Source organism: Belliella baltica DSM 15883, assembly GCF_000265405.1.
Taxonomy (GTDB): domain Bacteria; phylum Bacteroidota; class Bacteroidia; order Cytophagales; family Cyclobacteriaceae; genus Belliella; species Belliella baltica.
Map to the genome: position 1 here is coordinate 315,658 of NC_018010.1, position 14,679 is coordinate 330,336.

Consider the following 14,679-nt stretch of genomic DNA (forward strand, 5'->3'; position numbering starts at 1 on the left):
AAAATTTTATTAATTTGAGCAAAAATAAGGTTAATTTTTGAACCAAATGATAACAAAAGCAATCACCAAAAAAATTCCGTTCCTTCTGAGTATCTTTTTGCTCAGTGTATTTTCTTCGATAGAAGTAGTAGGACAGCAGACGTTAGAATCTACCAATCAAGCACTTCGGTACTCGAGATATTCAAGACTTTCCTTGAAAATCATCCCTGTTCAAGAAAGCCCAAGAAATTTTATTCTGCAAATACCGATTGAGAAATTAGAAGAAAATGCAGTTTTTTCTGATTATACCTTTTCATTCACGATTTTATCTTCCTACAATCAACCTTTTACAGATGAAAATCTGACTACTCTAAGCGAGTCAGATTTGAAATTGAATACTCAAAATCATTTCTATTTTGAGCAAAGAATCAGGGTTCCTGATGAGCAGCAAGTTGCCATTGCTTTCTTAAAAGTAGTAGATACAAGACAAGGTGATGAATACTATTACCACATGGATTTGATTAGCCCTTTTGTACTTGGTCACCCAAATTTTGGCGCATATTTCGGTAACAACATTCCTTTTGATCAGTCATTTTTGATTCAAGAAGAAGCTTTGCTCTTTAAAACAAAAGGGCCTGCGAGCTTACACAGCTACTTTTATCCAGCAAGTTTTGAGGCACCATATCCTCCTATGGAGATCAAGCCTTCACCTGTGCCCCGCGAGATTGAAGTAATCGATGAAGGTGATTTCTTGGCAAATATCCCAAAAGATTTTGAAAAAAAAGGGTATTATTTCATCCAATCAGACACCAACTCTACTGAAGGATTGATGATCAAAACTGCACCTCAAGCATTTCCAAGAGTAGAATCTTGGGAAGAAATGGTAGATATGGTCGTGTATATTTCTACCCGAAGAGAGCACGAGGCACTTTTGGAGGCTGAAGATAAAAAAATTGCCTTGGATCAATATTGGATTGGTTTGACAAAAAATGAAGAAACAGCCAAGACCTTAATTCGGGAATATTTCAGACAAATCGAGTTCGCTAATATCCTTTTTACCGACTTCAAGGAAGGCTGGAAAACAGACAAAGGAATGGTCTACACGGTCATGGGTCCTCCAAATGGTGTCACTTTTAGACAGAATGCAGAAATATGGACTTACGGCGATCTTAACTCAAATTCCAAAATAAACTTTACCTTTGCACGCGTCAAAAATATTTTGACTCCTAATTATTATACACTCAACCGTTCTAGAGCTTTGCAGCCTGAATGGTTCAAAAGCATTACACTATGGAGAAGCGGAAAGATGGATTTCTAATTGAGCGCGGCGAACAGGATAAAGATTTTATTTTTGGTACACGAGCAGTGATGGAAGCCATAAATGCTCAAAAAGATATAGATAAAATCCTTGTCAATAAGGACCTCAACAACGAGCTTATCAAAGAATTGCTCTCACTCGCCAAGGAAGAAAAAATTCCCGTGGTCCGTGTACCTGAAGCAAAGCTTAACAGAACAACAAGAAAAAATCACCAAGGTGTAATTGCCCATATTTCGGCGATTCAGTATGCTTCTTTAGACAATGTAATTGACGAATGCTTTAGCAAAGGCATTGCTCCACTTATCTTAGTCTTGGATAGAATCACAGATGTGAGAAACTTTGGTGCCATGGCAAGAACTGCTGACTGTGCTGGTGTTCATGCGATCGTTATTCCTGAAAAAGGAAGTGCTCAGATCAATTCTGATGCCGTAAAAACTTCAGCCGGAGCCTTGAATTTTCTTCCAGTTTGTAGAGTGAAAAATCTTTACTATACAGTGAAAGACTTGAAGAAAATGGGTTTGAGCGTAGTAAGTGTTACGGAAAAAACAGAAAGAGCCATGTACGAGGCCGATTTCACCGTTCCTACGGCTTTGGTATTAGGATCAGAAGAAGATGGAATCTCTCCAGAGATCATGGGAATCAGTGACGAGTTTGTCAAAATCCCTCTTTCAGGAAATATCGATAGTTTAAACGTATCTGTTGCCGCAGGAGTAGTCATCTACGAAGCGATCAGACAGAGGAAATAATCAAAAAAGGCGGTTTAAAAACCGCCTTTTTTGATTCACCTATTTTTATCCAGCCCAACCCTCTCGATCCAAACTTCGATATTGAATGGCCTCAGCCAGGTGTTCTACTTTGATATTCTCACTCAATGCAAGATCAGCGATCGTTCGCGCTACTTTCAAAATCCTATCATAAGCTCTCGCTGACAACCCCAATCTTTCCATTGCTGTTTTGAGAAGTGCTTTTCCCGCTTCATTAATCTGACAGACTTCTTTGACCATGTGAGATGGCATCATGGCATTACAAAACACTTCTGGAGAGTTCTTGAATCTTTCTACTTGTAGTTCTCTTCCTTTGATTACCCTGTCTCTAATCGCTTTACTCGTCTCTGTTTTTCTGCTAGAAGTCATTTCATCAAATTTCACAGGCGTCACCTCCACATGCAAGTCAATCCTATCCAAAAGTGGCCCGCTGACCTTATTCAAATAACGCTGCACGATTCCCGGACCACAAACACATTCCTTTTCGGGGTGGTTGTAGTAACCACAGGGGCATGGGTTCATACTTGCTATCAGCATGAAATTTGCCGGATAATCAACTGAGATTTTCGCTCTTGAAATCGTCACTTTCCTTTCCTCTAAAGGCTGACGCATCACCTCAAGAACTGTTCTTTTGAACTCAGGCAATTCATCTAAAAACAAAACTCCATTATGCGAAAGTGAGATTTCTCCTGGCTGTGGATTTCCCCCACCACCAACCAAGGCGACATCAGAAATCGTATGATGTGGAGATCGGAATGGCCGCTGAGCAATCAGCGATGCATTTCTTCCTAACCTTCCAGCAACAGAATGGATCTTTGTGGTTTCCAATGCTTCCTGCAGAGAAAGTGGAGGCAAGATTGATGGAAGTCTTTTTGCCAACATGGTCTTTCCTGCTCCGGGAGGGCCTATCATGATCACATTATGCCCACCTGTCGCGGCGATTTCCATGGCTCTTTTGATATTTTCCTGACCTTGCACATCCGTGAAATCAAATTCATAATGCTCAAGTGAATTGTAGAAAATATCCCGAGTATCTGTTACCACAGGTTCTATTTCCAAATTCCCTTCTAAGAAGTTAATTGCTTCTTCCAAGGAATCTACTCCTATGATATCCAAACTATTGACAATAGAAGCTTCTGCTGCATTTTCTCTCGGTAAGATAAAACCTTTGAAACCTTGTTTTCTTGCTTCAATGGCAATCGGTAACACACCCTTGACTGGTCTTAACTTACCGTCAAGAGATAATTCTCCCATAATTACATATTTCTCTAATTCAGGAAATAAAACTTGTTCGGAAGCTTTCAAAATCCCTAATGCAATAGGCAAATCATAGCTTGAACCTTCTTTCCTAATATCTGCAGGGGCAAGGTTGATCACGACTTTTTGGCGTGGCATCCTATAGCCAAAATATTTCAAAGCAGACTCCACGCGCTGTTGACTTTCCTTCACAGCACTGTCGGGAAGACCCACCATAAAGAAACTGGTACCCTGACCCACATTTACTTCTATTGTGATGAGCTTTGCATCAACACCTGATACAGCACTTCCAAAAGTCTTTGCTACCATAATTTGATTCGTTGAAATTAAAAAAGGAAACCTAAAAGATTTCCTAATATAACCAAATTCAAAAGTATTTTGAAAATTTACCTACTTAAAATTCTGCCTTGGCTTGATTACAGAACTTTCTTTATCTTCTTCTATTTGGTCAATTTTCCTGTCAATGTTTTTCAACTTCAAAGCCTGCTCCAGATCATAAAGCTTGGCTTTCAATTCATTCTTTTCTAATTCTTTTTTGGAAAGACTACTTTCTAAACTTTTCATAGCCATGGAACTTGTTGCCCATGTTGCCAAAAACAAAATCAAACCAACAAGTAAAAAGGTCACGACTGTTCCAGAATACAGTTCAGTTACCCCAAATACTCCTTTGACACTTTCAAATGCCAGAAAATAAACCAAACTGAGCGCAAAAAACAGCGCCAAAAGCAACTGCATGATACTATTAAACTTTTTCATAAATTTCTCTTTTTGGGTTAAGCGTTTAAATATACTAAACAGACTGCATTGTGGAAAGTTTCTTGTAAATACCTTCTTCAAGCATCAGTTCTTGGTGTGTTCCTCTTTGGACGATTTCACCACTTTGAATCACTAATATCTCATCAGCATGCTGAATAGTGCTCAATCTATGCGCGATCACCAAAGTCGTTCGATTGGTCATTAGCTTAGTGAGCGCTTCCTGCACCAATAATTCTGACTCAGAATCCAAAGCGGAGGTAGCTTCATCCAAAATCAGGATGGGTGGATTCTTCAATACTGCACGTGCGATGCTGAGCCTTTGTCTTTGACCACCCGAGAGCTTGGAACCTCGCTCCCCGATAGAGGTCTGATAGCCATTTTCTAATTGAACGACAAACTCGTGTGCATTGGCGATTTTGGCTGCTTCGATCACCTTCTCTTCAGAAATCCCTTCCAAACCAAAGGCGATGTTATTAAATACGGTGTCATTGAACAAGATGGATTCTTGGGTTACAATCCCCATCAAAGATCTCAACTGTGTTAATTCTAATTCTTTTAAATTGATTCCATCTATGCTGATTTGACCTTTTGTAGGATCATAAAACCGAGGCACCAGATCTGCAATAGTTGATTTCCCTCCACCTGAAGGACCTACCAAAGCAATCGTTTTTCCTTTTTGAAGATTGAAATTGATGTTCTTCAGAACCTCCTCTCTTTCATAACCAAAAGACACATTTTCGAAAGAAACCTGATTTTCAAAAGATGTAAGGGATCTCGGATTGGAAATATTTTGAATCTCACTTTCTGTATCTACCACTTTGAAAATCCGCTCTGCTGATGCCAAACCCCTCTGGATTACACTTGCTGCCCTTGATATTTCTTTCGCAGGATTGAGTACTTGCGTGAAGATGATGATATAGGTGATAAAATCACTGGCACTCAAATCTGAGGTATTGTTCAAAACCAGACTTCCACCATATACTAAAATCCCAGCAACGACAGATACCCCCATAAACTGAGAGATTGGGGAAGCCAATTCATTTTTCTTAGCCATGGACACATTCACATCGGAATAATATCCAGTTTCATCATCAAACTTCTTTGTAATATATTTCTTTGCTCCAAATGCTTTGATCACACGCATTCCGCCAATCGTTTCATCCAGAATATTGACTATACGACCTAATGACTCTTGACTTTCTACAGCTTTTTTCTTCAACCTTTTAGTGATCCCTCCGATAATCGCTCCAGATATTGGAATGACTAAAATTGTGAATAAAGTCAATTTGACAGACATGAAAAAGAGTACCGCAAAATATAAAATGATGGTAGCAGGCTCTCTGAAAACAACACGCAATGACTGTACAATACTGTTTTCCACTTCTTGAATATCGTTAGTCATTTTGGACATCAAATCACCCTTCCTTTCATTTGAAAAGTATCCTATATGCATCTGAGCTACATGTTCAAAAATATCCATTCGCATCTTTCTGATGACTTCAGCCCTTACTTTTGCCAAAACTACTCCAGATAAGTAAGTGAAAAGATTGGCTAGAAAAACTGAAATCACAATGATGATGCAGACATAAACTAAAGTTCCAAACTTCCCAAATTCCTCAGAGATTTGTAAAAAATAAAAGTTAAAAACATGAAGAAAATAATCTATCGAAAATGCAAATTCTGGCTTTTCGAGATATTTTGATACATCAACTGGCCCACTTTGCTCAAATATCACATCAAAAAGAGGTTTGAGTAAAGTGAAGTTCAATAATCCAAAAACTATCGCCAAAAGTGTATATACCACATATATCGGTATATATCTTCTAAAAGGACGAGCATAGGAAAGTATTCTAAAATAGGTATTCATGAAAGCGATTGTGAATTCGAATCCGCAAGTTAGTTAATTTTAAATATCTGTTAAATTCAAAAACCACCTTCGCATTCTAAACGAAGTTGTCCTTAGTAATCAATAATTAAATTCCTGCCTTACGATATTCATCCTCAAAGATAGTTGTGTAAAATTATCGACATCAGGCGCGTTTAGATTTTGAGCAGTCCTCCTTCTATAGCTTTGACTCAGATCAACAAACAGATTATGCTTCAGCATGTAACTCAAATTCAATGTCCCCATCAAGACTTTATTCTCTACTCCTTGACCAATTTCGTGTCCGAAAAGACCTAGTCCAGTATTTGTCACCAACCTATTTTTCAAAAGGTCTCCTCCAAAATTAACTTCATCACTTGGGTCAGTCCCAAAAAGCTGATAGAATCCAGTTGCATTTACAGTCAGTCTAGGTATAGGCTGATACCTTAATATAGCAATGGCTTCCCGGAAATTTGCTCCCCTCGGGTGCGTCAGCGGCGTTCTGTAGTTGGTATACGCTTGGTTTTCAAACTTTTCTTGATACGTGTAAGGTCTAGCCTGATTATATTCCAACTGCAAATCCAAGTTTGACACCTTAAAAGCATTGATATATTTATAACCTGCCTGAATGGCATGCTTATTTCTGCTTGAATTTTTCCCATCAATTCCAAAAAACTCGCTAAACACAAATTCATCCAGCGCAAATTGTCCATAAAGCTGCATGCCAGGTGTGAAATTCCATTTTCCATCAAATCCCAGCATCACTTTATCTGGTGTGCCCAATTGATGTTCTATCCATCTGTAGAAAATCACAGGATTCAAGTAATTCCAATCAAATTGATTCGCCATAACGGATTCAAAAACACCAATATTCAAATTTTTGCCGATGTTGATTCCAAGTCGGTGATGTGAAAACCATTTTTGAGGATAGCGGCCATCCGTCGGTCTACGACCATTATAAATGACATCAGCGGTCATCTGAGACCAAAGATTAGTCAGGTTAAATTTCCAAATTTTTGTGTTCAACTTAAAAAAAACATAGGGATTTGAAAAGTCAGACAGAATCATCGATCGGTATCCTTCTCCTACAAAATTGCGATCGTGACCAAATTGTGCCTCGATATTTTTACTCACATTGAAACTCAAATGTCCCATCGCTGAAAAATAACCATAACCCTCAGATTCGTAATCTTTCCAAAATCCTTCTCCAGGAACAGCCCCGTTTTGCTCTATATAATCTCTTATCCAAGAGGGGAAGATTGTCTGTGTCGTAGTTAAGTAAGTATAAAATCCGATTTTTCTATCAATAGTCCCCCTCAATTCTAAGCCTCGAGAATTTCTAAATCTAAAAGCATCTTCTCCTTGTTCCCTCCCACCTGAGAGATAGAGTACTGGATTAATATGAATATCAAAAGTTTCATCTCTATAATGAAAGAAATCAGAAGGTTTTCTATACAGTTTGCCTAGAAAAGGTCGGTTAGAACCCTCTGTTTCACTTTTAGCAAATTCCCAATTGTCATTTTTGAGGTAATAGAAATTAAATTGATCGGCTTTTGATCCTTGAAAGATCCCGGATGCAGAATCTATTAAGTAAGATTCTAAGTAATTTGCGATTTTATCTCTTCGAAAGGGTTTGAATCCTGTATGAAAAATGGGATTCATCTCTCCTTTCAAAATTTCATAACGTTCTAATGCATGATAATAATCTCTATTATAAGGAGCATATGCACCTTGAGCCCAAGAACTCACCTTGATCAGACCACACAAAACCAAAAGCAGTAAAAACTTCCTCATAATCATTGAAATAAAAGACTTAGATTTGTAAATCTATAAAAAGCCATCAAATAAAAAATGTACTCTTGTTCATTTTTAAAGGTTTTAAGCGAGTTTTATTCTTGATTTGCTCAGAGAGCCAAATAAATTCACACATTTGATTTGGATGGTTTTTCAAAAAAGAATAACTTTGCAAACTATTTCGAAAAAGGCATTTAAGATAAATAACAATACAATGAGAAAAGATATCCATCCAAACTACAGAGAAGTGGTCTTTTATGATACTTCAAGCGAATATAAGTTCATAACAAAATCTACTATCGAAACATCTGAAACTATTCAGTGGGAAGATGGAAAAGAGTATCCTCTCTTCAAAATTGAAGTGAGCTCTAACTCTCACCCATTCTACACTGGTAAGAAAATGATGTTGGATACTGCTGGTAGAGTTGAGAAATTCAACAGAAGATACGCGAAGAAATAAGCTTCATTATTTATTAAAAGTTTTAAAAGTCTCTTGGAAGTTGTTTTCCGAGAGACTTTTTTATTTTTGTGACATGGACAATGTAATTTTATTCGATGACTCTGGGATCAGAGGATCATTATTACCTTTTACTTTTACCCGACCTATCGCAGACATCCGAGTTGGGATTCTGAAAATCAGCGAGAAATGGGAAAAATATGCTGGAATAAAGCCGGGGTTTTTAACACAAAATTACCTCAGCAAGAAATTTACTTATCAGAAAAGCGAAGCAATTCTAATCAATGGCGCCTTTTGCCCTAATCCACAATTGTGGAAAGCAATCTCTGCACTTGATCACAAACAAGCACTTTGGATTAATCAAACCTTGATTGCAGTTCAATCAGGTGATCCTTCCAACTTTGATCAAGACATTGCGAAAGAAAAGCAAAGAGTTGAGTTCGAGGGAGAGTTTACCTTGATCCAAAAAACCTGGAACATTTTTGAATTCAATGCAAAAGAAATCAGAGCTGATTTTGATCTACTTACCTCAGGTAGAAAGTCAGCTGGCATTAGCGATCCCAACACAATAATCTACAATGAAAGTCAAATCTTCGTAGAAGAAGGTGCGAAAATCAAAGCAGCTGTGCTTAATGCTGAAAATGGGCCTATTTACATAGGCAAAAATACAGAAATCCAAGAAGGCGCCTTGATCAGAGGGCCATTTGCTCTTTGCGAAGGCTCCACAGTGAACATGGGAGCGAAAATGCGAGGTGACACAACTGTAGGCCCACATTCCAAAATCGGCGGCGAAGTTTCCAATTCCGTAATATTTGGATTTAGCAATAAAGGACACGATGGATTCATGGGCAATTCTGTCCTTGGTGAATGGTGTAATTTGGGAGCAGATACAAACACATCAAATTTAAAAAATAATTATGCTGCTGTAAAAGTTTGGGACTACATCAAAGGTGGCTTTTCGAATACTGGGCTGCAATTTTGCGGTTTAATGATGGGAGACCATTCCAAATCCGGCATCAATACCATGTTCAATACAGGAACTGTGGTGGGAGTTGGCGCGAATGTGTTTGGAGATGGTTATCCTAGAAATTTTATTCCCTCTTTTTCGTGGGGTGGTGCTGCTGGATTTAGCACTTTCCAAGTGAATAAATTTGAAGAGGTTGCTAAAGCTGTTATGAAAAGACGAGGACTAGAATATGATGAAGTAGAAAAAGAAATCATTCAAAAAGTTTTTGAATTGACCAAGCATTACCGTATTTGGGACAAAACACTTTAATCTGTAATTATGCTATTTTCGTCGATTCCAGGTCTTCAAGATGTCAAAGAAAAAATTCTTCAGGCAGTTAAGAATAACCACTTAGCTCACGCATTGCTTTTTCATGGCCCAGAAGGCTCTGCAAATCTTAAAATGGCCTTGGCACTTTCTACATTTTTACATTGCCAAAACCCACTAGAAGACGATGCTTGTGGGCAATGTGCCTCTTGTCTTAAAATGGCAAAATTGGTTCACCCTGATCTAAATTTTGCACTTCCAATCCCATCTCTCACCAAGAAAAAAGAGGATGAGGATGAAGAAAAAGAAACTAAAATCGATTTCACGGCATCATTTAGAAATTTTGCTTTGAACACCCCTTATGGAAATATCTCTGATTGGATCTATCACAATGATATTGAAAAGAAGCAATTGAATATTTCCAGAGCTGCTGCAAAAACTATTTTGAACACCATCTCACTAAAGTCCTTTGAAGGCGGCTACAAAATCATGTTGATTTGGGGAGTGGAATACATGAATATCCAGTCTGCAAATTCTCTTTTGAAAGTCTTAGAAGAACCTCCACCAAAGACGCTTTTCTTACTTTTAACAACACAACCTGAGCAATTGCTGACAACAATTCTCTCCCGAACTCAAAAGGTAATGATTAGGGCATTTACAGATGAAGAAATCAAAGATCACTTGGTTAAGGAAGAGCTTTGCTCCAGAGAAGCATCTGAGCAAATTGCTCCATTAGCAGATGGAAATATGCGTGAGGCCTTTAGACTTGTAGATCAAGTAGTCGATGAAAACACTACTCAGGTTCGAGATTGGTACAGACTCTGTTTTTCTTTAAAGACCGGCGAGATTATAGCTCAAGCTGAGGATTTTGCAAAAAGAGACAAAGAAGGTCAAAAATCACTTTTGTTAAGCGGAATTAATGTCCTCAGGGAAGTCATTTTAAGCAAATCGCAACTTACAGGACTGATGCGAAGTGTACCTGAAGACAGAGGTTTTATAGAAAATCTCGGAGTACACGTCCTTGATGAAGATAAAATCCTGTCTATGTATCGGCTGATGAATGAAGCCCACTATCATTTGGAAAGAAATGCAAGCCCAAAAATCCTCTTCACAGATTTATCTTTTCAACTTGCTAGAATAATGCGAAAGAAAAATTAAGCAAAGACTATGAAGAAAATAATCGGAAGGAGAGAAAGAATCACACTTCCTGACTGGAAATTAAGGATGATTCCCGCCAAAGTTGACACAGGTGCTTATACAAGTTCTATTCATTGTACATTTGTAGAGGAACGAAAAATAGACGGTGAAATGATCCTATTTTATAGGGTATTAGGCTCTACAGACAGGAAATACAAAGACATCATTCATCATACAAATGACTACACACAAAAAAAGGTTAAAAATTCTTTTGGTCAAGCTGAAGTAAGATATAAAGTGAAAACAAAAGTGATTATGTTTGATGAAGAATTCGAAGCCGAATTCACACTCACTGATAGATCTAAAATGAGAAATACCATACTCTTGGGCAGAAAAATGATTCAAGGGAGATTTTTAGTAGATGTATCTGAAGTCAATTTATCCCAAAAATCAAAAATATGAAAATTGTCATACTTTCGAGAAATTCGCATTTATACTCTACAAGGAGACTCCTAGAGGAAATACAAGCTGCAGGACATGAAGCAAAAATCATTGACCATTCCTTATGTGATATCATCATTGAGCAAGAAGGTCCGTCGATCATATATAAAGGAGAGAAAGTAGTTGGAGTTGATGCAATCATCCCAAGGATTGGTGCTTCGGTTACCTTTTATGGCACCGCAGTAGTGAGACAATTTGAATTGATGGGTACCTTTTCCGCAGTAGAATCTCAAGCTATAGTCAGAAGTAGAGATAAGCTAAGAAGTTTACAAATCCTCTCCAAAGCTGGCTTAGGAATGCCTAAAACTGCTTTTACAAACTTTTCAAAAGGTGGTGAAAAAACATTGATTGAACATGTAGGTGGTGCTCCACTGATTGTCAAACTATTGGAAGGAACTCAGGGACTTGGAGTGGTCTTAGCAGAAACCAAAAAGGCAGGCCAATCCGTAATTGAGGCTTTCCATGGATTAAAAGCGAGGATCATTGTCCAAGAATTCATCAAAGAAGCAAAGGGAGCTGATATCCGGGCGTTTATTGTCAATGGCAAAGTGGTTGGTGCTATGAAAAGGCAAGGTGCCGAAGGTGAATTCCGATCAAATCTTCACAGAGGTGGAAAGGCTACAATCATCAAACTTTCTCGTGCCGAAAAACAAGCAGCCCTGAATGCTGCTAAAGTCTTAGGGTTGGATATTGCCGGTGTAGACATGCTCCAATCTTCAAGAGGCCCATTGATTTTGGAAGTGAATAGTTCACCAGGACTTGAGGGAATAGAAAAAGCAACGGGAATAAATATCGCAGGTGAGATCGTCAAATTCATAGAAGAGTCTGTCAACAATAAATCACCGAAAAGAAAAATTAAAGAATAATGCAAAACATCAAAATAGGGACTAGAGGAAGTAAGTTGGCTCTCTGGCAAGCTTATCATGTCGCCGATCTTTTGAAATCAAATGGTATAAATAGTGAAATTGTCATTATTGATACTAAAGGTGACAAAATTCTAGACGTTTCAATTGCTAAAATAGGTAGCAAAGGAGTATTTACAGAGGAGCTAGAAGATCAATTAGCTAGCGGACAAATTGATATTGCTGTACATAGTGCCAAAGACATGCAGTCATCTTTACCTGATGGATTTGAAATAATCGCATTTACAGAACGTGAAAAAGTGAATGACATAATTCTAAGCCACCATACAGATATTGATTATAAAAACCCAAAAAAACCTTTAATCCTTGGCACCTCCTCAACTAGGAGAGTGGCCACACTAAAACACTATTATCCTCATATTCAAACAGTAGAGGTTCGAGGTAACTTGCAAACAAGAATTGCTAAAATGGAATCAGGTGTTTGCGATGCCCTTTTACTTGCTTATGCAGGTGCTCATAGAATGGGCTATGATGATTTGATTAGGCATGAATTATCTTTGGATGAATTCACTCCCGCAGTAGGACAAGGCAGTGTTGCCATCGAAGCCGCAACTGTGATGAACCCTGAAATTAAATCTAAAATCATCGCTGCAACAAATCATCAAGAAACGAATTTTAGACTCCAAGCTGAAAGAGCTTATTTGAGAGTATTAGAGGGTGGCTGTAGCATTCCCGTATTTGCCTTAGCAGATATTCAAAAAAACACACTTACACTCAAAGGTGGAATCGTAAGCCTAGATGGCTCAAAAAGAATCATTCATCAGCTATCAGGTGAAGCTAAAAATGCTGAGCAACTCGGCAAATCCTTAGCAGAAAAAGTGTTCCAATCTGGAGGACTGGAAATATTAAATGACATAAAATCTACATTAAACAAATGAAACTAAGAAACCTATTTTTGATTGGACTATCCATTTTAGCTTTTTCCAGCTGTTCTGTTGAAAAAGATTATTTGATCAAAATCGAGACCCGTCATGGTGATATGTATGCTTTACTTTTTGATGAAACACCGAAACACAAGAGTAATTTTATAGAATTAGCAGAAAATGGAAGATTTGACTCAACCCAATTCCACAGGGTGATAGAAAACTTTATGGTTCAGGGTGGAGATGTTTTTGGAAAAGAAAATCTACCCAGAGATGAATGGTACACTATCCCAGAAGAAATCAATCCTGAATTAATCCATGGGAAAGGAATGATTGCTGCTGCTAGAATGGGCAATAATGTAAATCCAGAAAGAGCCTCAAGCGGATCTCAATTTTACATCGTACAAGGAAAAGTCTATGATAAGTTGGAGCTGGTAACTGACATGCGCTTATTAGGGCAAAAATTCAATCAGTACATTAGCTTAGAAAGCAATAAAGAATTAAGAGAAAATTATTACCAACTTTATCAAGCTCAAGAATTAGATTCGATGAATAAAGTAATGCTGAGCACCAAAACTCTCTTGGAAGATTTTTACAATATTAATTTAGATAAAAAAATGACCCCTCAGCAAATTGAAACTTACACTACTGATGGAGGGACGCCACATTTGGACAACGAATACACTGTTTTTGGCAAAATTATAAAAGGCCTTGATGTAATGGAAACGATAGCAAAAGAGAAAACTGGCTTGCAAGACAAACCCCTAGAGCCTGTTTACATAAAAGTGAGTGTTTCCCACATCAACAAAAAGAAAATCACCAAGGAATTTGGGTACACTTATGAATGAATCCAGTAAAAAAACCATCCTGATCACAGGAGCAAATGGACTTTTAGGACAAAAACTAGTTCTCCAAATACTTGAAGAGGATCAATTTATTGTCATACCTACAGGCCTAGGAGACTGTCGCATTACAGATTTACGAGCCAAAGACAGATGGAAATCTTTGGACATCACTAATAGAGATGAAGTTTTAGACCTTTTTGAAAGTTTCAAACCGGATTTTGTCATCAATACAGCTGCTATGACAAATGTGGACATTTGCGAAGCAGAAAAAAATACCTGTGTTAAATTAAATATCTATGGCGTAAATAATTTAATTCATGCTTGTGAGACACTTAAAAGCCATCTGGTTCATTTATCTACGGATTTTATATTTGATGGAGAAGCTGGTCCATATTCCGAAGAGGATGCTCCAAACCCAGTAAATTATTATGGCTGGACAAAAATGAAAGCCGAGGAAAATATAAAGAATGCAAAAATAAAATGGTCTATCATCCGAACTGTTCTTGTTTATGGAATTGCCAATGACATGAGTAGATCTAATATTATACTTTGGGTGAAGAATTCCCTTGAAAAGGGCGAAACCTTACAGCTGGTAAATGACCAATTCAGAACACCAACATTAGCGGAAGACCTAGCGGAAGGTTGCCTTTTAGTAATCAAAAAACAAGCTGAAGGAGTCTTTAATATATCAGGAAAAGATCTACTTACGCCATATGATATGGCTATTGCTACCGCAGATTATTTTAATTTAGATAAATCAAAGATTAAGAAAACTAACTCTAAGGCATTTACTCAAAAGGCCAAAAGGCCAATGAAAACTGGCTTTATCATCGACAAAGCCATCAACAACTTGGGGTATTCTCCCAAAAGTTTTATGGATGGAATTGGTATTTTATCAAAACAACTTAAATTAGCCAATTCTTAACATTTCAATAATCAATCAAAAAC

14 protein-coding genes are annotated in these 14,679 nt (G+C 37.7%); 10 read left to right on the forward strand and 4 right to left on the reverse strand.

Going from position 1 to position 14,679, the window contains the following annotated elements; genetic code table 11:
* Positions 1-46 precede the first annotated feature (46 nt).
* Positions 47-1,297: a GWxTD domain-containing protein gene (locus BELBA_RS01485; RefSeq protein WP_014770982.1), complete on the forward strand. Its 1,251-nt coding sequence runs from the start codon at positions 47-49 to the stop codon at positions 1,295-1,297.
* Positions 1,270-2,043: a 23S rRNA (guanosine(2251)-2'-O)-methyltransferase RlmB gene (gene rlmB, locus BELBA_RS01490; protein WP_014770983.1), complete on the forward strand. Its 774-nt coding sequence runs from the start codon at positions 1,270-1,272 to the stop codon at positions 2,041-2,043. Before BELBA_RS01485 ends, rlmB begins: the two co-directional genes overlap by 28 nt.
* Before the next feature lie 45 nt (positions 2,044-2,088).
* Here the strand turns inward: rlmB and BELBA_RS01495 are convergent, their stop codons facing one another.
* The 4 genes from BELBA_RS01495 to BELBA_RS01510 form a co-directional block, all read right to left on the reverse strand.
* On the reverse strand, positions 2,089-3,627 hold the full coding sequence (locus BELBA_RS01495) for a YifB family Mg chelatase-like AAA ATPase (protein ID WP_014770984.1): 1,539 nt from the start codon (positions 3,625-3,627) through the stop codon (positions 2,089-2,091).
* Positions 3,628-3,708: 81 nt separating this feature from the next.
* Positions 3,709-4,074 (reverse strand): hypothetical protein, encoded by a 366-nt coding sequence (locus tag BELBA_RS01500; RefSeq protein ID WP_014770985.1) that lies wholly within the window; start codon positions 4,072-4,074, stop codon positions 3,709-3,711.
* 34 nt (positions 4,075-4,108) lie between these two features.
* Positions 4,109-5,941, reverse strand: a complete 1,833-nt coding sequence (locus tag BELBA_RS01505) for an ABC transporter ATP-binding protein (RefSeq protein ID WP_014770986.1) — start codon at positions 5,939-5,941, stop codon at positions 4,109-4,111.
* A 99-nt stretch (positions 5,942-6,040) separates the two neighbouring features.
* Entirely contained in the window at positions 6,041-7,732 is a 1,692-nt protein-coding gene (locus BELBA_RS01510) for a hypothetical protein (protein WP_041779471.1), read from the reverse strand.
* A 214-nt stretch (positions 7,733-7,946) separates the two neighbouring features.
* On the opposite strand from BELBA_RS01510, the gene BELBA_RS01515 reads away from it, so the two are divergent.
* The 8 genes from BELBA_RS01515 (at position 7,947) to BELBA_RS01550 (ending at position 14,656) form a co-directional block, all read left to right on the forward strand.
* The gene (locus tag BELBA_RS01515) at positions 7,947-8,192 is read left to right on the forward strand and encodes a type B 50S ribosomal protein L31 (RefSeq protein ID WP_014770988.1); all 246 of its coding nucleotides are present in this window, start codon (positions 7,947-7,949) and stop codon (positions 8,190-8,192) included.
* 73 nt (positions 8,193-8,265) lie between these two features.
* A complete protein-coding gene (locus BELBA_RS01520) occupies positions 8,266-9,465 on the forward strand; it encodes a GlmU family protein (protein WP_041779179.1) in 1,200 nt (399 codons plus the stop codon).
* Between the two features lie 9 nt (positions 9,466-9,474).
* Entirely contained in the window at positions 9,475-10,620 is a 1,146-nt protein-coding gene (locus tag BELBA_RS01525; protein ID WP_014770990.1) for a DNA polymerase III subunit, read from the forward strand.
* Between the two features lie 9 nt (positions 10,621-10,629).
* A complete protein-coding gene (locus BELBA_RS01530; protein WP_014770991.1) occupies positions 10,630-11,061 on the forward strand; it encodes an ATP-dependent zinc protease family protein in 432 nt (143 codons plus the stop codon).
* Positions 11,058-11,966 (forward strand): 30S ribosomal protein S6--L-glutamate ligase, encoded by a 909-nt coding sequence (gene rimK, locus BELBA_RS01535; protein WP_014770992.1) that lies wholly within the window; start codon positions 11,058-11,060, stop codon positions 11,964-11,966. Before BELBA_RS01530 ends, rimK begins: the two co-directional genes overlap by 4 nt.
* Positions 11,966-12,901: a hydroxymethylbilane synthase gene (gene hemC / locus BELBA_RS01540; protein ID WP_014770993.1), complete on the forward strand. Its 936-nt coding sequence runs from the start codon at positions 11,966-11,968 to the stop codon at positions 12,899-12,901. The genes rimK and hemC overlap by 1 nt, the downstream gene beginning before the upstream one ends.
* A complete protein-coding gene (locus tag BELBA_RS01545; RefSeq protein ID WP_014770994.1) occupies positions 12,898-13,734 on the forward strand; it encodes a peptidylprolyl isomerase in 837 nt (278 codons plus the stop codon). Before hemC ends, BELBA_RS01545 begins: the two co-directional genes overlap by 4 nt.
* The gene (locus BELBA_RS01550; RefSeq protein ID WP_014770995.1) at positions 13,727-14,656 is read left to right on the forward strand and encodes an SDR family oxidoreductase; all 930 of its coding nucleotides are present in this window, start codon (positions 13,727-13,729) and stop codon (positions 14,654-14,656) included. Before BELBA_RS01545 ends, BELBA_RS01550 begins: the two co-directional genes overlap by 8 nt.
* Positions 14,657-14,679: the final 23 nt, after the last annotated feature.

Excerpts from the sequence above, each read along its gene's own strand:
- BELBA_RS01530 (WP_014770991.1), top strand. The coding sequence starts at position 10,630 with ATGAAGAAAATAATCGGAAGGAGAGAAAGAATCACACTTCCTGACTGG.
- BELBA_RS01520 (WP_041779179.1), top strand. The coding sequence starts at position 8,266 with ATGGACAATGTAATTTTATTCGATGACTCTGGGATCAGAGGATCATTA.
- BELBA_RS01485 (WP_014770982.1), top strand. The coding sequence starts at position 47 with ATGATAACAAAAGCAATCACCAAAAAAATTCCGTTCCTTCTGAGTATC.
- BELBA_RS01550 (WP_014770995.1), top strand. The coding sequence starts at position 13,727 with ATGAATGAATCCAGTAAAAAAACCATCCTGATCACAGGAGCAAATGGA.
- rlmB (WP_014770983.1), top strand. The coding sequence starts at position 1,270 with ATGGAGAAGCGGAAAGATGGATTTCTAATTGAGCGCGGCGAACAGGAT.
- BELBA_RS01505 (WP_014770986.1), bottom strand. The coding sequence starts at position 5,941 with ATGAATACCTATTTTAGAATACTTTCCTATGCTCGTCCTTTTAGAAGA.
- hemC (WP_014770993.1), top strand. The coding sequence starts at position 11,966 with ATGCAAAACATCAAAATAGGGACTAGAGGAAGTAAGTTGGCTCTCTGG.
- rimK (WP_014770992.1), top strand. The coding sequence starts at position 11,058 with ATGAAAATTGTCATACTTTCGAGAAATTCGCATTTATACTCTACAAGG.
- BELBA_RS01500 (WP_014770985.1), bottom strand. The coding sequence starts at position 4,074 with ATGAAAAAGTTTAATAGTATCATGCAGTTGCTTTTGGCGCTGTTTTTT.
- BELBA_RS01525 (WP_014770990.1), top strand. The coding sequence starts at position 9,475 with ATGCTATTTTCGTCGATTCCAGGTCTTCAAGATGTCAAAGAAAAAATT.
- BELBA_RS01515 (WP_014770988.1), top strand. The coding sequence starts at position 7,947 with ATGAGAAAAGATATCCATCCAAACTACAGAGAAGTGGTCTTTTATGAT.
- BELBA_RS01510 (WP_041779471.1), bottom strand. The coding sequence starts at position 7,732 with ATGAGGAAGTTTTTACTGCTTTTGGTTTTGTGTGGTCTGATCAAGGTG.
- BELBA_RS01495 (WP_014770984.1), bottom strand. The coding sequence starts at position 3,627 with ATGGTAGCAAAGACTTTTGGAAGTGCTGTATCAGGTGTTGATGCAAAG.
- BELBA_RS01545 (WP_014770994.1), top strand. The coding sequence starts at position 12,898 with ATGAAACTAAGAAACCTATTTTTGATTGGACTATCCATTTTAGCTTTT.